21 protein-coding genes are annotated in these 17826 nt (G+C 38.0%); 13 read left to right on the top strand and 8 right to left on the bottom strand.

Going from position 1 to position 17826, the window contains the following annotated elements; all coding sequences use genetic code 11:
* Nucleotides 1-3: 3 nt before the first annotated feature.
* Nucleotides 4-1416: a dihydrolipoyl dehydrogenase gene (lpdA, locus tag AWM68_RS20145; protein WP_066245861.1), complete on the top strand. Its 1413-nt coding sequence runs from the start codon at nucleotides 4-6 to the stop codon at nucleotides 1414-1416.
* Nucleotides 1417-1650: 234 nt separating this feature from the next.
* Nucleotides 1651-1881 carry a hypothetical protein gene (locus AWM68_RS20140; protein ID WP_066245857.1) on the top strand — a complete coding sequence of 77 codons (231 nt, stop codon included), beginning with the start codon at nucleotides 1651-1653 and terminating at the stop codon, nucleotides 1879-1881.
* 8 nt (nucleotides 1882-1889) lie between these two features.
* Here AWM68_RS20140 and AWM68_RS20135 read toward each other — a convergent pair whose 3' ends face one another.
* Together AWM68_RS20135 and AWM68_RS20130 are read right to left on the bottom strand one after the other, a co-directional pair.
* On the bottom strand, nucleotides 1890-3380 hold the full coding sequence (locus AWM68_RS20135; RefSeq protein WP_066245855.1) for a glycine betaine uptake BCCT transporter: 1491 nt from the start codon (nucleotides 3378-3380) through the stop codon (nucleotides 1890-1892).
* A 484-nt stretch (nucleotides 3381-3864) separates the two neighbouring features.
* Entirely contained in the window at nucleotides 3865-4293 is a 429-nt protein-coding gene (locus AWM68_RS20130) for a DUF1885 family protein (RefSeq protein WP_066245851.1), read from the bottom strand.
* 214 nt (nucleotides 4294-4507) lie between these two features.
* Here AWM68_RS20130 and AWM68_RS20125 point away from each other — a divergent pair, with 214 nt between their 5' ends.
* Both AWM68_RS20125 and AWM68_RS21180 read left to right on the top strand, forming a co-directional pair.
* Nucleotides 4508-4807 (top strand): DUF3055 domain-containing protein, encoded by a 300-nt coding sequence (locus AWM68_RS20125; protein WP_066245849.1) that lies wholly within the window; start codon nucleotides 4508-4510, stop codon nucleotides 4805-4807.
* A 91-nt stretch (nucleotides 4808-4898) separates the two neighbouring features.
* Entirely contained in the window at nucleotides 4899-5042 is a 144-nt protein-coding gene (locus AWM68_RS21180; protein WP_419865601.1) for a GapA-binding peptide SR1P, read from the top strand.
* Nucleotides 5043-5088: 46 nt separating this feature from the next.
* On the opposite strand, the gene AWM68_RS20120 is transcribed toward AWM68_RS21180, so the two are convergent.
* Nucleotides 5089-6564 carry an aminotransferase class I/II-fold pyridoxal phosphate-dependent enzyme gene (locus AWM68_RS20120; protein ID WP_066245847.1) on the bottom strand — a complete coding sequence of 492 codons (1476 nt, stop codon included), beginning with the start codon at nucleotides 6562-6564 and terminating at the stop codon, nucleotides 5089-5091.
* A 118-nt stretch (nucleotides 6565-6682) separates the two neighbouring features.
* On the opposite strand from AWM68_RS20120, the gene AWM68_RS20115 reads away from it, so the two are divergent.
* The gene (locus tag AWM68_RS20115) at nucleotides 6683-7648 is read left to right on the top strand and encodes an NAD(P)H-dependent flavin oxidoreductase (protein WP_066245844.1); all 966 of its coding nucleotides are present in this window, start codon (nucleotides 6683-6685) and stop codon (nucleotides 7646-7648) included.
* A gap of 102 nt (nucleotides 7649-7750) precedes the next feature.
* On the opposite strand, the gene AWM68_RS20110 is transcribed toward AWM68_RS20115, so the two are convergent.
* Complete coding sequence (locus AWM68_RS20110; protein WP_066245842.1) at nucleotides 7751-8380, bottom strand: YktB family protein; 630 nt, start codon at nucleotides 8378-8380, stop codon at nucleotides 7751-7753.
* Between the two features lie 167 nt (nucleotides 8381-8547).
* On the opposite strand from AWM68_RS20110, the gene AWM68_RS20105 reads away from it, so the two are divergent.
* Together AWM68_RS20105 and AWM68_RS20100 are read left to right on the top strand one after the other, a co-directional pair.
* Nucleotides 8548-8736 carry a hypothetical protein gene (locus tag AWM68_RS20105; protein ID WP_066245840.1) on the top strand — a complete coding sequence of 63 codons (189 nt, stop codon included), beginning with the start codon at nucleotides 8548-8550 and terminating at the stop codon, nucleotides 8734-8736.
* A 126-nt stretch (nucleotides 8737-8862) separates the two neighbouring features.
* Entirely contained in the window at nucleotides 8863-9639 is a 777-nt protein-coding gene (locus AWM68_RS20100) for an inositol monophosphatase family protein (RefSeq protein ID WP_066246041.1), read from the top strand.
* A 39-nt stretch (nucleotides 9640-9678) separates the two neighbouring features.
* On the opposite strand, the gene AWM68_RS21175 is transcribed toward AWM68_RS20100, so the two are convergent.
* Complete coding sequence (locus AWM68_RS21175) at nucleotides 9679-9849, bottom strand: DUF5325 family protein (RefSeq protein ID WP_231868471.1); 171 nt, start codon at nucleotides 9847-9849, stop codon at nucleotides 9679-9681.
* A gap of 163 nt (nucleotides 9850-10012) precedes the next feature.
* Here AWM68_RS21175 and typA point away from each other — a divergent pair, with 163 nt between their 5' ends.
* The 3 genes from typA to AWM68_RS20085 all read left to right on the top strand — a co-directional run bounded on the left by typA (nucleotide 10013) and on the right by AWM68_RS20085 (nucleotide 12502).
* Nucleotides 10013-11848, top strand: coding sequence for a translational GTPase TypA (gene typA / locus AWM68_RS20095; RefSeq protein ID WP_066245838.1), 1836 nt, complete (start codon nucleotides 10013-10015; stop codon nucleotides 11846-11848).
* Nucleotides 11849-11930: 82 nt separating this feature from the next.
* Nucleotides 11931-12209 (top strand): YlaH-like family protein, encoded by a 279-nt coding sequence (locus AWM68_RS20090; RefSeq protein ID WP_231868473.1) that lies wholly within the window; start codon nucleotides 11931-11933, stop codon nucleotides 12207-12209.
* 14 nt (nucleotides 12210-12223) lie between these two features.
* Nucleotides 12224-12502: a hypothetical protein gene (locus AWM68_RS20085; protein ID WP_066245836.1), complete on the top strand. Its 279-nt coding sequence runs from the start codon at nucleotides 12224-12226 to the stop codon at nucleotides 12500-12502.
* A 487-nt stretch (nucleotides 12503-12989) separates the two neighbouring features.
* Here AWM68_RS20085 and AWM68_RS21170 read toward each other — a convergent pair whose 3' ends face one another.
* Nucleotides 12990-13190: a YlaI family protein gene (locus AWM68_RS21170; RefSeq protein WP_082820823.1), complete on the bottom strand. Its 201-nt coding sequence runs from the start codon at nucleotides 13188-13190 to the stop codon at nucleotides 12990-12992.
* A gap of 145 nt (nucleotides 13191-13335) precedes the next feature.
* Nucleotides 13336-13965: a YhcN/YlaJ family sporulation lipoprotein gene (locus AWM68_RS20080; RefSeq protein WP_066245834.1), complete on the bottom strand. Its 630-nt coding sequence runs from the start codon at nucleotides 13963-13965 to the stop codon at nucleotides 13336-13338.
* Between the two features lie 135 nt (nucleotides 13966-14100).
* Here AWM68_RS20080 and AWM68_RS20075 point away from each other — a divergent pair, with 135 nt between their 5' ends.
* Nucleotides 14101-15435, top strand: a complete 1335-nt coding sequence (locus AWM68_RS20075; RefSeq protein ID WP_066245832.1) for a PhoH family protein — start codon at nucleotides 14101-14103, stop codon at nucleotides 15433-15435.
* Between the two features lie 39 nt (nucleotides 15436-15474).
* On the opposite strand, the gene AWM68_RS20070 is transcribed toward AWM68_RS20075, so the two are convergent.
* Nucleotides 15475-15978 carry a hypothetical protein gene (locus AWM68_RS20070; protein WP_066245830.1) on the bottom strand — a complete coding sequence of 168 codons (504 nt, stop codon included), beginning with the start codon at nucleotides 15976-15978 and terminating at the stop codon, nucleotides 15475-15477.
* Nucleotides 15979-16122: 144 nt separating this feature from the next.
* Between AWM68_RS20070 and AWM68_RS20065 the strand changes: the two genes are divergently transcribed.
* Both AWM68_RS20065 and ftsW read left to right on the top strand, forming a co-directional pair.
* Nucleotides 16123-16392: a DUF1507 family protein gene (locus AWM68_RS20065; RefSeq protein WP_419865602.1), complete on the top strand. Its 270-nt coding sequence runs from the start codon at nucleotides 16123-16125 to the stop codon at nucleotides 16390-16392.
* Between the two features lie 265 nt (nucleotides 16393-16657).
* A complete protein-coding gene (gene ftsW / locus AWM68_RS20060; RefSeq protein ID WP_066245828.1) occupies nucleotides 16658-17815 on the top strand; it encodes a putative lipid II flippase FtsW in 1158 nt (385 codons plus the stop codon).
* Nucleotides 17816-17826: the final 11 nt, after the last annotated feature.

The following is a 17826-nucleotide window of genomic DNA, read 5'->3' as shown; positions in this document are numbered from 1 at the left end:
TCGATGGTAGTAGGAGATTTTCCAATTGAGTTAGACACACTTGTTATAGGCTCAGGTCCTGGGGGATATGTTGCGGCAATTCGCGCTGCACAGTTAGGACAAAAAGTAGCTATTGCGGAAAAGGCAGAAATGGGCGGCGTTTGTTTGAACGTAGGCTGTATTCCATCAAAAGCTTTAATTAATGCAGGTCACCGTGTAGAACATGCGAATCACTCAGAAGACATGGGTATTACTGTTGAAAACGTGAAAGTGGATTTCAGCAAAGTTCAAGACTGGAAAGCAGGCATCGTTAAGAAGCTAACTGGCGGTGTTGAAGGATTGCTAAAAGGAAATAAAGTTGAAATCATTCGTGGTGAAGCTTATTTCGTAAATGAAAATACTGTACGCATCATGGACGAGAAGAACTCTCAAACATATACGTTCAAAAATGCGATTATCGCTACTGGGTCTCGTCCGATTGAAATCCCAGGTTTCAAATGGAGTGACCGTATCATTTCTTCTACTGGAGCTCTTGCTCTTAAAGAAATTCCTAAGAAGATGGTAGTTATCGGTGGTGGTTATATCGGTATGGAGCTTGGAACAGCTTATGCTAACTTCGGTACTGAAGTAACAATCCTTGAAGGAAGCAAACAAATCCTGCCTGGTTTTGAAAAGCAAATGAGCCAAGTTGTTTCAAAACGCTTAAAGAAAAAAGGCAATGTGGAAGTATTTACAGAAGCAATGGCTAAAGGCGTTGAAGAAACAAAAGACGGAGTAACTGTAACTGCTGAAATTAAAGGCGAGTCTAAGACGTTTGAAGCTGACTATGTTCTTGTTACTGTCGGCCGTCGTCCAAATACAGAAGAACTTGGTCTTGAGCAAGTTGGTGTTGAAATGACCGAGCGTGGTCTTATCAAAATCAACAAAAAAGCTCAAACAAGTGTAAATGGAATCTATGCAATCGGTGATGTAGTTGAAGGTCCAGCTCTTGCTCACAAAGCTTCTTATGAAGGTAAAGTTGCAGCAGAAGTAATTTCAGGACATGCAGCTGAAATTGATTACATGGCTATTCCAGCTGTTGTATTCACAGATCCAGAACTTGCTACTGTAGGTTACGATGAGAAGTCTGCTAAAGAAGCAGGATTTGATGTAAAAGCATCTAAATTCCCATTTGCAGCAAACGGACGTGCTCTATCTATGAACGAAACAGATGGGTTCATGAAACTTATCACTCGTAAAGAAGATGGACTTGTTTTAGGTGCTCAAATTGCCGGTGGAAATGCATCTGATATGATCGCCGAATTAGGATTAGCAATTGAAGCAGGAATGACTGCAGAAGATATCGCTATGACAATTCACGCGCATCCAACATTCGGAGAAATTTCTATGGAAGCAGCTGAAGTTGCAATCGGACTTCCAGTTCATATCGTAAAATAAAGCCATTAATAAAAACCCCCTTGCAGGCTGACATTTCAGGCTTGCAAGGGGTTTTTTGTTTTTCTTAAAAAAATGTTGATTGATGTGTAAGATGCACGATCCCACACATCTGACGTTAGCCGATAATAAGCCACATTTCTAATGAGACAAAGTTAAGGAAACAGCATTTCATTCAATCATATATTGCACAACGTGTCATACCCTTTAATTATAATGAAATACTCGGAGGACAAGATGAACGTATTTTTTAGTATACTTATTCAAATCGTTATGTGGTGCGGGTATTCAATCGTTCTTTTTCTTTCGCATCATGATCATAGTTTTTATGAAACGATCCTATTACTGATGTTTGGTTATTTTAACTTTTTAGTGGCATATCGTTTCATTCAGAATAGGTCAGTAGCCTTACATGTTACGCTATCATTAACTGTTGTTTATGTGACAGGTAAACTTTTGTTCATTTAGTCCAAGTATCATTTCTTTTCTTCAGATAACGCTTTCTGAAGAGCAAACATCATAAAGATCAATACGAACGCAAAAGGGAAAGCGGCAATGATGGAAGCTGTTTGCAGAGCCTCTAAACCGCCGGAATATAAAAGGATTGCTGCAGCAGCTGCAATTACTATTCCCCATATAAACTTTGTTATAGAGGAAGGATTTAAACGGCCGTGGCTCGTTTGCATACCAAGCACAAATGTAGCTGAGTCAGCAGATGTAATAAAGAACGTACTGATTAAGAAGATTGCTATCATTGACATGATCGTTCCAAAAGGCAAGTTTTCAAATAATGCAAATAAGGCAACCTCAGTCCCTTTATCTGTAATGATTTTATTCAAACCAACATTGTTAAAGATCTCTAGATGTAATGCTGCGCCGCCAAAAATGGAAAACCAAAGAGCTCCGAAAACAGTTGGTACAAGCAATACTCCTAATATAAACTCTCGAATGGTTCTTCCTTTAGATACACGTGCGATAAAGGTACCGACGAAAGGTGCCCAAGCAATCCACCAAGCCCAATAAAAGACGGTCCAACCTTGTATCCATCCAGCTTCACTCGGCCGAAACGGACTTAATTTCAAACTCATACTAGGCAAAAATTGAAGATAATTCCCTAAAGATTGCACAAACACATTCATAATAAAGTTTGTAGATGATGCAAAGAGCAAGAATACCATTAATAATACGGCAAGGAATATATTCAGGTTACTTAGGTACTTAATCCCCTTGTTTAACCCTGTTTGAGAAGAAAGAATAAATAATACAGTAACAGCAGCTATAATGATCAGCTGTGTCGTAAAGTTATTTGATATGTTCGATAAGTAAGAGATTCCTCCGCTTATTTGAACCGCGCCAAGACCTAGTGATGTAGCAACTCCAAAAATCGTTGCGAGTACAGCGATAATGTCAATGGTTTTACCAATAGGTCCATTTACTTTATCTTCTCCTAATAATGGAGTGAATATGGAGCTGATTAACCCTGGTGCTCCTTTTCTGAATTTAAAATAAGCAAGTGATAATCCGATAAGCGTATAAATAGCCCAAGGATGTAATCCCCAGTGAAAGAAGCTGTACCTAAGAGCGGCTTGTGCAGAGGCGGCATTTCCGCCTTCTCCTGAAGGTGGTGTGTAAAAATGGCTTATCGGTTCTGCTACACCCCAAAATACAAGACCAATACCCATTCCGGCGCTAAATAACATGGCAAACCATGTGACAGTATGGTATTCAGGCTTTTCATCCGGTTCTCCGAGTTTAATTCTTCCGTACCTGCTAAAAGCTAAATAAAGAACAAAGATTAAAAAACTAGTAGCTGAAAGAAGGTAGAACCAGCCAAATTTCTCTTGCAGAAAATTTTGTATCGCTGTAGCTTTTGTTTGAAATTCGGTAGGAAATAAACTTCCTATGATAATAAAAACGATAGAAATTAATAGTGAAACGATAAAAACAGTATTAGGTTGTTTTTTCATTTCGTCACATCCTTTCTCAATGCGTATTCTTTTTATTTTCCCCTAAGGGACCCAAAGTTTACATTGTAGTAAAAATAAAATAAGAAGTCCAATCATTTGATCGGACTTCTTATTCGATAATGGCATTATAAAGCAACATTTGTTGCGTGAAAAGTAAAATTTAAGCTGAAGCGCTTCTGCTATTTGCAGACTAGCATCAAGACTTTTGCCTAGTAATTAGAGTTGATACTTAAAAATTTTGAACTTCTTTTAATACTTATAAATATACAAAAGAGAAGAATTTAGCTTGTTTGTCTTTATTTTTTTCTCCCTTTGCAAATTGATAGGAGTGCAAGGTGGGAGACTCCTGCGGGACAGGTGGGCAGGTGAGACACTTAAGAGTCTAACGTACGAATGTGGCTCACCGCCTGCCCCGCGGAAAGCGAGCACCTGGAACGGAAATCAACCACTTCCAAAAACAACAAAGCTAACACAGAATTGTTTTTTATTTCTTCGGATAATAATACATCACCCTGCCGTTAAAAAGGTGGAGTTCGCCTTTCAGTTTCGAAGCTAAAAACTTACAGAACTCATTCGCTTTTCCCTTGTCTCCATGCGTAGAAATATCAGTTAGTGAAATTTGAATATAATTCATTAATTCTTCTGATTCAGGCTGTTTCTCTTCTCCAACACCAATTAAGATATACTTATTTTTCTGCGGATCTATCCCTTTTAAGTAAAACCATTTATGATCCGCCTCTTTTTTTTCCTCAATTGTATAGGGAAAGGCAGCTTCGGAATACCCCCATGATAATTGATCTCCTGTTTTCGATGTGATAGAACGGTAGTACATGAGTAAGTCTTTCACTTCTTCTATTGTGATAACTTGTTTTTCAGAAGCGGGACCAAGCTTTATATAGGCATTTTGAGACATGCAACTCACTCCAGTTAGTCATTTTTAAAGGCATTCATTCATAGAATAGTATATCATATTTTAAGAAGATTTTGACAAATTGGAGTTTGGATATCATGATTTTAGGGAATTACTCTTACATTCAATTACAGTCCTATTAGTATACCTCATTTAGTTAAAACAGGTTATACAGAGCCCGATCGATGAATAGTGAAATCATACGAGGAGGGATAACATGGAATGGTTTGAAAAATTGTATGACGAGAGTGAATTCGTAAATGTCCGGTTTGTAGGTTTTACGACAGATACAGTAAGGTACGATTTTGGAATTGTTTATACTAATATGTTTTTTGGCAAGCCTTTAGTTGTTTGTATGCAAACGGGGAGATCAGCATTATTAGATTCAAATGATATGAGAAACTTGGAATATATCCGACAAGTGTTTCATATTAAGACCCTTAAAGAAGCAGAAGATCTTGCTCTTTTCTTTGAAGAAGCGGTTCCACATATTCCTGTAATTGAACAATATGATTAATGAGCACATTTTAGCAATGTGTTATACTAAATATGTTGACAAACTAAATGTGACATAATAATATATAAATATAAACGTAAGCGTTTTCAAAATGTGGAGGGAGATGAAACGAATGGGTGTAATCATTTGCCAGACGTGTGAAACAACAATAGAGCATTTTGAAGAGGAAAAAGTAACTACATTGTATTCAAACAAATGCCCTCATTGCCAAGAGCAGGCTAAATTAGAGAAGTAAAAAAGAAGACCCCGCAGGGTCTTCTTTTTTGTGATGCTATCCTTTACTAACGGATGGCAACTTGCTCTTGAATAACTTTTAAATATTTGAGATCTGCGTTTTCAGGTCCTTGAACAGGGAGACCTGCTTCAAGGTTTTCTTTAATATAATCTAGGTTTTCTTGAGTGATAATTTCACCTGGTATAAAAATTGGGATTCCAGGTGGGTAGACCATAACAAACTCAGCGATAATTCTGCCTGCTGATTCCTCAAACGGTACACTTTCAGTATTGGCGTAAAAAGCATCCCGTGGAGATAGTGCAAGAACCGGAATATCTGGTACATGAACGGGAATCGATTTAATTTCGTCATTTTTAGATGAACTTTTTTCTTGCGATAGTTTTGATAATGCTTCAATAAGAACCATCGTATCTTTTTCGTGATCCGCTGTTGTGATCAAACACAAAATGTTATACAGATCTGAAAGTTCAACTTCAATGTTGTAATTTTTTCGAAGCCATGTCTCTGCTTCATATCCTGTAATACCAAGATCTTTAACAGAAATTAAAAGCTTAGATGGATCGTAATCAAATGTAGCAGATGTACCAAGCTTTTCTTCACCAACACAATAAAGGTTAGGAATTTCGTTAATTTTTGCTCTTGTATCATTGGCTAACGAAATCGTTTTTTCAATTAGGGTATATCCTTCTGTCGCTAGACGTCTTCTTGCCGCATCAAGTGAAGCAAGCAGAATATAAGAAGTTGATGTTGTTGTCATCATACTTAAAATCGTTTGAACGCGTTCAGGAGAGACAAGTCCTTCTCTAACATTTAAGATAGAGCTTCCTGTTAAAGATCCTCCTAATTTATGAACGCTTGTCGCAGCCATGTCTGCACCTGCTTGCATTGCAGATAATGGCATGTGATCATGAAAATGAATCAAAACACCGTGAGCTTCATCAACTAGAACTGGTACATTGAATCGATGTGCAATATCAACGATTCCTTTTAAATCTGCAGCAAACCCAAAATAAGTGGGGTTAATCACGAGTACTCCTTTTGTGTCCGGATGCTGATTTAGAGCTTTTTCTACGCTGTCAGGAGTAATCCCATGAGATATTCCCAACTCTGGATCAATTTCAGGATGAATAAATATAGGTGTTGCTCCAGAAAAAACGATTGCTGTCATAATAGACTTATGGACATTTCTTGGGACTAGAATCTTGTCTCCAGGTGAAACGACTGACATAATCATCGTCATGATTGCTCCGCTAGTTCCTTGTACAGAGAAAAATGTATGGTCTGCACCAAAAGCTTGTGCTGCTAGAGCTTGAGCTTTTTTGATCATCCCTTTTGGGTGATGAAGGTCATCTAGGGGAGTAATGTTAATTAAATCGATTGATAATGCATTTGGTCCAATGAAATTTTTAAATTCTTCATCCATTCCTTGCCCTTTTTTGTGGCCAGGAATGTGGAACTGCAAAGGATTTTTGTTTGCATGTTCACGCAAACCTGTAAATAAAGGAGTTTCGTGTTGAGACAATTTATAATACACCTCATCTATCGTGAACTAAAATGATTTTGTTTATATTTATAAAACAAAAGAAGTATAACAGAAAATGCATGAAGATGTAAGTAAATGATTTAATTTTCAGGGAGGAATAAAATTGAACACTAGACTAACAGCTTTATTAAATATCGAACTTCCTATTATACAGGGCGGACTTGCATATTTAGCTTATGCGGAACTTGCTTCAGCTGTATCAAATGCAGGGGGATTAGGACAGATTACTGCAATGTCTTTGTCAGATCACCATGCTTTAAGAGGAGAGATTCAAAAGACAAAAAGATTAACTTCACGTCCTTTTGGAGTAAATTTCGCAATTGGCCAGCATGGCAGATCTTATGAAGAAATGCTGGAAGTAGCCATTAAAGAGGGTGTTAAAGTAATTAGTATTACTGGGGGTAATCCAGCACCGGTTCTAAATCGGCTACAAAATACAAATATCAAAACACTTGTACTCGTTTCAAGTGTTCGCCAAGCAATAAAAGCAGAAAATTCAGGGGCAGATGCCGTTATGGCTGTAGGACAAGAAGGCGGCGGCCATATCGGTAAGGATGATACAGGTACGTTTGTACTAGTTCCACAAGTTGCTGAGAGTGTTTCTATTCCTGTTGTAGCTTCTGGAGGAATAGGTGATGGTAAAGGACTTATGGCAGCGTTGGCTCTTGGAGCAGAAGGGATTGAGATGGGGACAAGATTCATTGCAACGAAGGAATGTGTACATGCACATTCGGCATACAAAGAGCTCGTAGTCGAAAGCTCTGAAATCGATACGGTTGTCATCAAAAGGGCTTTAGGGATGCCGGGAAGAACGCTGCGCACAGAGTTTTCATTAAAAATCTTAGAAGAGGAATTGAAAGATGGAACATATGAACATTTGAAGAACTATATTAGTGGGGAAGCTAATCAGAAATTTATATATGAAGGAAAAGATGATGAAGGATTTGGCTGGGCTGGACAAATTGTGGGTCGGATAAAGGATATTCCCAGTGTAGAAGAACTGTTCCAACGAATAATAAAAGAATCTGAAACCGTTAAACAAAAATTAAACAACCTTTTCTAACACTTTTCTAACAATAAGGATACATACCCATACAATTATGTTGTACGGCAATATAATAGTGGTAAGAAGCAGCTAAACTACTGCTTCCTGCCACTATTTTTATTACAATTTTTTCTTTAAGTTATAAAGGGGTAAGAGCGTTTTAAAGGTCTCGGAGATACGATCATACCAGTCATCTTCACTCATGTTCACAGCTTCTTCTTTTTCGATACGGACACCGCAAAGCAATTCTGCTTTTTTTACTGTACTTAGCCGGGTTGCCATTTCTACTAATCGTTCTTTTTTGACCTCCCGATGCGTATTACTTTCTGGTTTCATGTGATCATCTGACCAAACAAAATCATTAGGAATATCCTTTTTAATTTTATTTAAGTTCTTAAGGAAAACTTTGCCGTAGGAATCTTTTATTGGTGCTTCGTAAATGATAGCAAACCAAATGAAAACATGAGTTTCCCAAAGTCCAATCTGAAAATGTGGCAGCATTTTGTAACCTCTTTTATTAGGAGCAAAAGCAACCCATGTATCCTTTGGAGGATTTACAGTTCTTCTAGCATGTTTAGCGACATGGAAAAACATTTCTTCTCCAGTAAAACCAGTCAACTCTTCAGCATATCTATTTCCGAGTGTCTCCAACTTAGGCCTGATTTGGCTAATAATTTGTTCCATACGATCGTCAAGGCCAGGTGTTTGGAAAACTTTAAAATCCTGGGCTTTAAATCCATTAAATGTCATGAAGATTTTCCTCCTGATTATCAAGTGCTACAAAGAAGTTTATCACACGAACTGTTTTTAAAAAAATGTTTGCAATAGATTCTGCAAAGTGCCGTTTCCATATACATGACTACTTCATAAAATAAAGGAAACGAAGAATACGAGAAAAGAAAGGATGTGCCGGTAAAATGAAACAAGTAATGAATACATTAAAAAGAACGGATGCGGAAAGAAGAATTCCAGTTTTAAAACTTGAGATTGATTATGAATTAGCTACTTTGTTTGATGCTTTGAAGTTAAAAGATCAGAAGCAGATCAATGAATCTAAACGTAAGCTCGAACGATTAAGGCTGGAGCTCGTGAGATTAGAAGCATGATCCAAGCTGATAGCGGATAACAAAAAACGAATCCATCATGAACGGATGGTTCGTTTTTTTGTGAAGAAGATAAAATTGACTTATACTAATAAGAAAGTGAGGGGTGATAACGTGACTAATGAGGAAATGAAATCAATAGAGGAACATCTGAAGACCTGGACACTTGAAGCTGCACAGTTACTTAAGGATTCTTTCGAGAACACGTTAACGATTACATATAAATCACATATCGCGGATCTCGTTACGGATATGGATAAGAACATTGAAAAGTTTTTTATTGATAAGATACAGCATACCTTCCCAGCTCATAAAGTTCTTGGAGAAGAAGGTTATGGAGATCAAATAGAAGGAAAATCAGGGGTCATATGGATAATTGATCCGATCGATGGTACAACGAACTTTATTCACCAACAAGCTAATTTTGCGATCTCAATAGGGATTTATGAAAATGGAGTAGGGAAATTGGGGTTAATTTACGATGTGGAGGGCAATAACCTTTACTTTGCTAAAGAAGGTGAAGGTGCGTACTTAAACGAAAAAAAATTACCTCAATTAGAGAAAGTTACATTATCTGAAGCAGTTGTAGGTGTCAACGCGACTTGGGCGGGACCTAACAGACGAATCAATCATGAGAATGTTCAGCAGATTATCAGAAAATCCAGAGGTACTCGGTCTTATGGCTCTGCTGCAATTGAACTCGCTTATGTTGCTTCGGGAAAATTAGATGCATATATGACATTAAGACTCTCACCGTGGGATTTCGCAGCTGGGCTGATTCTTTTACAAGAAGTGGGTGGGATTGTTAGTAGAACTGACGGAGGGCCCGTTCAGCTTCTCGAGCAAAACAGCATACTAGCCTCTAAACCTGGCTTGCATAATGAAATCATCGAGCACTTAACTTAATATTGGTAAAAAAGTGCGGGGAGCAAAAAGAACGTTCAATTAAGAACGTTCTCTTTGCTTTTTTTTTAGAGAAAATCCATATCCCATTAATAGAAAAACTGAAACGATAGACACTAAAAAGATGAACCAGCTTTTCTCGCCAATAGCAATCCCAATACCGCATATTGCCAGTGCGGTTAAAAGTGCGATGATGAAGAAAATAATATTCATGATGACCTCCAAGCCAAAAACTTGTCTATACTATGTAGTAAGTGTACCGAATTTACATAAAAAGAGAAAGCCTTTCAATAAATTTGTGATATAATAGTCAAGTTGAACAAAAAGAGATCAAAAATAATTAGAAAAAGAGATAGGATATAAGGAGAGAATACATTTGAATTTAAGAGATGATTTACGTAATATAGCGATCATTGCCCACGTTGACCACGGTAAAACGACATTGGTTGATAAGCTTTTACACCAATCAGGAACGTTTCGTGACAACGAGCAAGTACATGAACGTGCAATGGACTCAAATGATTTAGAAAGAGAACGTGGAATCACAATCCTTGCTAAAAACACTGCAATTAACTACAACAATAAACGCATCAATATCATGGATACTCCTGGACACGCCGATTTTGGTGGAGAAGTAGAACGTATCATGAAAATGGTTGATGGAGTTCTATTGGTTGTTGATGCATATGAAGGATGTATGCCACAAACTCGTTTTGTATTGAAAAAGGCTCTTGAACAAAAATTAACGCCAATTGTTGTCGTTAACAAAATTGACCGTGATTTTGCTCGTCCAGAAGAAGTAGTTGATGAAGTAATCGACTTATTTATCGATCTTGGAGCTGAAGAAGATCAGCTTGAGTTCCCCGTTGTCTATGCGTCTGCATTAAAAGGAACAGCTTCAATGGATCCAAGCAAACAAGACGAAGATATGACTGCTCTTCTTGATACAATCATTGACACGATTCCAGCTCCTGCTGATAACAGTGAGGAACCGCTGCAATTCCAAGTTACGATGCTTGATTATAATGACTACCTTGGACGTATCGGAATCGGACGTGTATTCCGCGGAACGATTAAAGTAGGACAAGCCGTATCACTAATGAAACTAGACGGATCTGTTAAAAAGTTCCGTGTAACGAAGCTTTTCGGTTTCCTAGGCCTTAAGCGTATTGAAATCAACGAAGCTAAAGCGGGAGATCTGATCGCTGTTTCTGGAATGGAAGAAATCAACGTTGGAGAGACAGTTTGCCCAGAAGGTCAAGAAGAAGCACTTCCTGTTCTTCGTATTGATGAACCAACGCTAAAGATGACGTTCCTAGTAAACAACTCTCCTTTTGCTGGCCGAGAAGGGAAATGGGTAACAAGCCGTAAAATTGAAGAACGTTTAATGGCTGAGCTTGAAACAGACGTAAGTTTACGTGTTGAAAATACAGATTCACCAGATGTTTGGACGGTTTCTGGCCGTGGTGAGCTTCACCTTTCCATTTTGATCGAAAACCTTCGCCGTGAAGGATTTGAGCTTCAAGTATCAAAACCTGAAGTAATCGTTCGTGAAATTGATGGTGTGAAATGCGAACCTGTTGAACATGTTCAAATTGACATTCCTGAAGAATTTACTGGTTCAATCATGGAATCTTTAGGAGATCGTAAAGGCGAAATGAAAAACATGATCAACAATGGATCTGGACAAGTACGTCTTGAATTCATGGTACCTGCTCGCGGTTTGATCGGATACACAACTGAGTTCTTAACACAAACACGCGGATATGGAATCTTAAACCACACGTTCGACAGCTATCAGCCAATGGTTGCAGGAAACGTTGGTGGACGACGCCAAGGTGTACTAGTTTCAATGGAAAACGGTAAAGCTTCTCAATACGGAATTATGGGTGTTGAAGACCGTGGTACAATCTTTGTTGAGCCGGGTGCAGAAGTGTACATGGGTATGATCGTTGGGGAACACACTCGTGAGAATGATATTACGGTTAATATCGTAAAAGTTAAGCAGATGACCAACATGCGTTCTGCAAATAAAGATCAGACAGTTAGCATGAAGAAGCCACGTATCATGTCATTAGAAGAAGCATTAGAGTACTTGAACGACGATGAGTATTGTGAAGTAACACCTGAGAGCATCCGACTTCGTAAGAAGATTCTTGATAAGAACGAGCGTGAAAGAGTAGAGAAGAAAAAGAAGCTTGCTCAAGGGTAAACGTATTTCTTAACGATCGGGAGTGGGAATCGTGGAGAAACAACAAGAGATCATGAAAGCGACAGGGGAAGATTCATCATCTATGGCATTGCTGTTAGGGATTGAACACGACCCTGTCAGAGCTTTTCTGCTGTTGTATTTGATCATTACAGTGCTTAGTATAATCGTTTTTAAGCTAGGATTCGCAAAAAAACTGCCGCCTTTAAAATCTGCAGTGATCTATCTTTTCTTAATTATCGGATGTATGCCTCTAGCCTTTTTTGGGATCGGCTTGCCGGTAGCAGAGGGACTTATCGTGGCTGCACTAATATTGATTATTTACAAAGTAAGGTTGTATCGAAGCAAAAGGGAAAATAGCTGACAGGGGGTTAATTAATGCAGCTTGTTGACGCTCTTTCCAATTGGTTGAGCATAAAGAAAGTACATGAAGAAAGACCCCATGACTTAGCAGCTAAAGAGACTTTTGATTTTTTTGGTGAAATTTTAAAAGAGGACCACCATGTAAACATTTCGTCTGTTGCAACTTCTGGCCCTTATTATATCGTTTTGTTTGAAGTGGATGGTTTGGAAAAGTCAGAAAAGTTTTTTATAGACGTAATTGATGCATTATATGAAGGAATTCAAAATGAACCAAGATTTAATGAGGAGTGCTGATCTATTCAGTACTCCTTTTTACATTTGATAGAAAGCTGACGCCTAGCCTTTCTCGTCAACTTAGCTTTTATTATGCATTAGAGATACAAAGAAACCTATGAGGAGAGAGAAGAGTAGGTGTCCGAAAAGCCATATAAAGAAGGGTATCGTTAATGGTGGTAAAAAGGGCTTGGATACTGCTAGAGAGTAAAGAGGGAAAAAGGTAAATGACATGATTATATTTATGAATAGAGAAATTAAAAAGGGATGATAGAACATCTTGCAAAGCAAATCAACGCATGCAATTAAAGCAATAGCAATGAAAAGGTGTAAAACAAATTGCAAGGGTTCATTAAAAATGATGGAAGCCGGAAGTGGCAAGAAATCAATGTTTAACAAAAAAGTATAAAGCTTTATTTTAAGGAATACTTCAGGTATGTAAAAAAAACAAGCCAGCAAGATGCCGGCAGCTGTACCATATAAAATCCATGAGATTAAACGTTTGCCATTACCAATCATTATTCGTGTCCGGGCTTCGGTATAGATTGAAATTACCAGTAGATTCACGCTGGGCTGTTTTTCTTGTTATCCGTTCTTTGCATGGATCGCACATGAACGTGTGTATAGGTCGATTTCTTAATTTTTTTGCAAGTGAGCATTCATTTTCAATAACTTCTATATTATCGCATAATACGCATTTTACACGCATCGTATTCACCTCTTTCAAACAGTATAACATAAAGAAATTGGAAAATTAAATGAATGAAATGCAATATATTTAGCGGCAATATAATGGAAATTCAAAAGACTCATGATGGCTATTCGCATTCATGAGTCTTTAAAGAATCTTTTAATCAGCTTTCATTTAATCGCTGAGGCTGGTTTTTTTGAGATTTTTCCTGTTTCTGCTGTTGATCCTTAAGCTGTCTTTGTTCTCTATTATTTAACTGACTGTTGTTTGTTTCCGTAGGTGATGGTTTTTTTGTTTGAATGCTATGTGGAACTTGCGGCATAATTCGTCCAACAATGCCTGCTAACTCCTTCATAATCCCGCCGATTGGATGGCCTTGACGAATCTGTCTACCCATCTGACGCAGTCTCTCAACAGTGTCAGGATCCGCTGTAACGACTGCGTTTTTACCATTTGGATCATTCTTTAATGATTCTGCTACTGAGTACTTTATAGATCCTACCCTAGAATTATCTAGCTTTCGATCAACATCGATCCCAACAACTGCATATGGACCTAATACGACTGCAGTTGCGTCCTCAACACCAGGGATCCCCGTCGCTAATCCAACGAGGTGTCTAGATATTTCTTGAGAACCCTTTGGCTGTTCAGGTTTTTTGCTGTTTGCTGTTTGATTTACTTTTGTAAGCCGAGGTGTGTTTTGGTCAGTTTGTGCGTTATCTTTATTATTGTTCATGCATCCAAAAAGTACAAAAATCGCACTAAGGACGGCAACAATACGGAATATTTTCATCGGTATCAATCCCTCCAAGTCATTTCCGTTATTTTTTGTACATTCTTCTAACTTTATTCCTTCGTACATACATTTTAATAGGCAGTCCATAAAAAAACGCTAAATGAATAGAACTACATTAAGTCAGGAGGCTAAATGTTGAATAAACGATACGTCCTAGATACGAACGTGCTGTTGCAGGATCCTTATTCGATACAATCGTTCGGAGATAGTGAAGTGATTATTCCTGCAGTTGTTTTAGAAGAAGTGGATTCCAAAAAACGTTATATGGACGAAATTGGAAGAAATGCTCGTGAAGTATCACGATTAATTGATCGTGTCAGACAAAAAGGTCAGCTGCATAAGGGAGTTCCGCTTGAAAATGGAGGTACACTTCGAGTAGAGCTCAACCATAAATCATTTAAAAGGCTTCAGGAAACATTTGTTGAACCGACGAATGATAATCGAATTCTTGCTGTGACGCTGAATTTAAAACAAGAAGAAGACGCGAAAAAGAGCGGCATAAAAGTCATCTTGGTCTCAAAAGATGTTCTCGTCCGAGTAAAAGCGGATGCACTTGGTATAGAAGCAGAAGATTTCTTAAGTGACAGAGTAATCGACAAAAACGACCAAACGTATACGGGTTATAAAGAAATTTATGTTCAGGGAGATCTTTTGAATAAGTTTTACGAAAAAAACGAGCTTCAGCTAATTGAGCTATCTGGACATTCATTTCACCCCCACCAATTCGTCATATTAAAAGACGTTTTTAGGTCTTCTGTTTCTGCACTAGGAAAAGTAGATGAGCATGGCAAAACATTAAAACCATTGAGATATGACTCTGAGCAGATCTGGGGAATACGAGCAAGAAATGTTCAGCAAAAAATGGCGTTCGAATTGCTTCTTCGAAAAGATCTGCCTCTCGTTACGCTCATCGGAAAAGCGGGCACAGGAAAAACGCTGATTACACTTGCAGCGGCACTTCTTCAGACTGAGGACTTAAAAGATTATATCAAGTTATTTATTGCCCGTCCCATCGTACCTGTTGGGAAAGATATCGGTTACCTTCCAGGCGAAAAAGAAGAAAAATTAAAACCTTGGATGCAGCCCGTGTATGATAACTTGGAATATTTATTTAACACAAAAAAGTCTGGTGAATTAGAAAAGATCCTCGCAGGTATAGGCTCCATTCATGTTGAAGCACTCACTTATATTCGAGGCAGAAGTTTGCCAGATCAATTTATTATAATTGATGAAGCTCAAAACCTAACGAAACATGAAGTGAAAACAATTTTAACGAGGGTCGGAGAAGGAAGTAAGATTGTTTTGCTGGGTGACCCGCAGCAGATCGATCATCCTTATCTTGATGAGTTTACAAATGGATTAACATACGTCGTGGAAAAATTTAAAGACCAAGCGCTAAGCGGACATGTTCGATTAGAAAAGGGAGAGCGCTCATCTCTTGCTCAGATTGCAGCTGATTTGCTATAAAAAAACAGCCCAGTGAGTGAGCTGCCAAAAGTATCGATATTATAATATCGTTAAGGAAGAAATATGCTTGATGGGATTTTCTTTGTTCCGTCCATCAGCAAAATAAAAATGTACGGGTCCATCTTCTTTTAAGGGTTTACCGTGATTAGAAAATGCAAAGTATCCGTTTTGTGCTTCCTTAAGTGTGATTTCTACGTTACCGTCCCCTGACTCAATGATAACTTTTTCTGCGTCAGGGTGCGGTTGTGCATTATAGATAAAATAAGAAAGAGAGATAGCAAAAGATCCTGTTAAAAGTGTTTCTTTTAACGTGGTTTTCGGCTTCTTTTTTTCTTGTTCAGAAGGAGGGATGGCACCTTCTTGTAATTCTCTATCCCAATGAGCAGAAACATCTTTTAGATATTTTTCCTGCGCACTTTCCGCGGTCTTAACTGAATCGAATAATGTGTTTATATCCTCTTTTCTATCATCAAAAATCCAAACGCTTGGATCTAATGTGAGGGGATAGTCAACTTTCCCTTTAAGGGCAACGATAAATTCCATAAAAACCTCCTTAAAAATTGAAAACACTATTAAAAGAATAGCACGATTATAAGAATACTGTAATATGTTGATTTTTTTTATGCAAACCTTTATATTTAAAGGTAGAAATCGTGGCGAACGGAGGGATGATCATTGTCAGCTGAGATGGCAACTGGACATCGGGAAAGGGCATTTGAACTCTTAAAAGCAGATGCAGATAAAATCCTGAAACTAATTGAAGTTCAAATGGAAAACTTAACAATGCCACAATGTCCCCTCTATGAGGAAGTATTGGATACGCAAATGTTTGGTTTATCCCGTGAGATAGATTTTGCAGTCCGTTTAAACTTGATCGAAGAAGATGCAGGAAAGAAATTATTAGAGTCGCTCGAAAAGCAGCTAACTGCTTTGCACGATGCATCAATGAAAAAATGATACACACCCAGTCCGATAAAAAACTTGGACTGGATTTTTTTATATATATAACATGGCTTGTATTTTAATAAGATGCACTTTCTGAAACGAAGAAAGAATGCTGTCAGAAAACATTAATGATTAGCCAATCAAAAAAAAGACACAACCTTCGAAACATTATAAGAAGCTGATCTTATAGTTGAATCAGAAATAAAAAGGTTTCTGTGATACAATATCTAATAATTATAAAGATACAGACTTCGACAGAGAGGAGAAAGGTGACAACGTGAAAAAAGCAGTAAGACCCTATGACTATTCTTTGATAGTAGCCGTACTATTATTGTGCAGTGCTGGATTAGTCATGATCTACAGCGCGAGTATAGGGGTAACAATCAATAAGTATGATTACAGCAGCAGTTTTTTCTTCACGAGACAGCTAATCTTTTTGCTTGCTGGATTAGGGCTTATGTATTTTACGATGAGATTTAACGTCCAAATTTATAAAAAGCTGATGATGCCTATCGTCTTAGTATCAATCATAGTATTGGTTGCTGTATTATTGTTTGGCCGAGAAGTAAATAACGCGAAAAGCTGGCTATACATAGGTCCAATCGGGATTCAGCCCGCAGAATTTATTAAATTGACGCTTGCCATCTATTTAGCTGCGATTTATTCAAAGAAACAAGGTAAGATGCATGATATTAAAAAAGGGGTCATTCCGCCTTTGAGCATATTCGCTATCATGTTTCTATTGATTCTCAGGCAGCCTGACTTAGGTACAGGCATTATAGTATCAGGGGTTGCAGGCATAATTCTTTTCTGTTCTGGCATTAAATTTAAGCATATTTTTTCAATGGTAGCGTTAGCCGGAATTGCCGGTTTAGGCCTCTTTTTTAGATTGACTCCAGAACAGCTATCCCGTTTTGATGCTGCATATGCTCCGTTTAAAGATCCTGCGGGTGATGGTTATCAGCTTGTAAATGGCTATATATCTATAGCTGCAGGCGGAATGACAGGTTCTGGTTTAGGAGAGAGCATTCAAAAATACGGTTTCCTGCCTGAACCGCATACTGACTTTATCATTGCGATCATTGCTGAAGAACTAGGGTTTATCGGAGTGCTTTTAATCATCCTGTTATTAGGGTATATCGTGTTAAAAGGATTCTGGATTGGAATGCAAAGTACAGATACATACACAAGCCTATTAGCGTTCGGTATTTCCGGTATGATCGGCATACAAACGGTCGTTAATCTTGGAGCAGCGGTTGGACTGCTTCCCATTACTGGAGTACCGCTGCCGTTTATTTCCTACGGGGGTTCATCCCTTCTTTTGTTTCTAACATCGATGGGGATTCTTATAAACATATCTGCAAAAGTAAATCTGAACAAAAAAATACCTGACAGACAGCCTGAAGTAACTAAAAAGATAAGAGCTATTATGTAAGGTAAAAAGGA

It is taken from the genome of Fictibacillus phosphorivorans, assembly GCF_001619875.1.
In the GTDB taxonomy this organism is placed as follows: Bacteria; Bacillota; Bacilli; order Bacillales; family Fictibacillaceae; genus Fictibacillus; species Fictibacillus phosphorivorans_B.
Note: the sequence above shows the minus strand (reverse complement) of the source record. Positions and strands in the feature narration are given on the sequence as shown.

Coding starts and splice junctions, on each gene's coding strand:
- lpdA (WP_066245861.1), top strand. CDS start 4: ATGGTAGTAGGAGATTTTCCAATTGAGTTAGACACACTTGTTATAGGC.
- AWM68_RS20140 (WP_066245857.1), top strand. CDS start 1,651: ATGAACGTATTTTTTAGTATACTTATTCAAATCGTTATGTGGTGCGGG.
- AWM68_RS20135 (WP_066245855.1), bottom strand. CDS start 3,380: ATGAAAAAACAACCTAATACTGTTTTTATCGTTTCACTATTAATTTCT.
- AWM68_RS20130 (WP_066245851.1), bottom strand. CDS start 4,293: ATGTCTCAAAATGCCTATATAAAGCTTGGTCCCGCTTCTGAAAAACAA.
- AWM68_RS20125 (WP_066245849.1), top strand. CDS start 4,508: ATGGAATGGTTTGAAAAATTGTATGACGAGAGTGAATTCGTAAATGTC.
- AWM68_RS21180 (WP_419865601.1), top strand. CDS start 4,899: ATGTGGAGGGAGATGAAACGAATGGGTGTAATCATTTGCCAGACGTGT.
- AWM68_RS20110 (WP_066245842.1), bottom strand. CDS start 8,380: ATGACATTTAATGGATTTAAAGCCCAGGATTTTAAAGTTTTCCAAACA.
- AWM68_RS20105 (WP_066245840.1), top strand. CDS start 8,548: ATGAAACAAGTAATGAATACATTAAAAAGAACGGATGCGGAAAGAAGA.
- AWM68_RS20100 (WP_066246041.1), top strand. CDS start 8,863: ATGAAATCAATAGAGGAACATCTGAAGACCTGGACACTTGAAGCTGCA.
- AWM68_RS21175 (WP_231868471.1), bottom strand. CDS start 9,849: ATGAATATTATTTTCTTCATCATCGCACTTTTAACCGCACTGGCAATA.
- AWM68_RS20090 (WP_231868473.1), top strand. CDS start 11,931: ATGGCATTGCTGTTAGGGATTGAACACGACCCTGTCAGAGCTTTTCTG.
- AWM68_RS20085 (WP_066245836.1), top strand. CDS start 12,224: ATGCAGCTTGTTGACGCTCTTTCCAATTGGTTGAGCATAAAGAAAGTA.
- AWM68_RS21170 (WP_082820823.1), bottom strand. CDS start 13,190: ATGCGTGTAAAATGCGTATTATGCGATAATATAGAAGTTATTGAAAAT.
- AWM68_RS20080 (WP_066245834.1), bottom strand. CDS start 13,965: ATGAAAATATTCCGTATTGTTGCCGTCCTTAGTGCGATTTTTGTACTT.
- AWM68_RS20075 (WP_066245832.1), top strand. CDS start 14,101: ATGTTGAATAAACGATACGTCCTAGATACGAACGTGCTGTTGCAGGAT.
- AWM68_RS20070 (WP_066245830.1), bottom strand. CDS start 15,978: ATGGAATTTATCGTTGCCCTTAAAGGGAAAGTTGACTATCCCCTCACA.
- AWM68_RS20065 (WP_419865602.1), top strand. CDS start 16,123: ATGGCAACTGGACATCGGGAAAGGGCATTTGAACTCTTAAAAGCAGAT.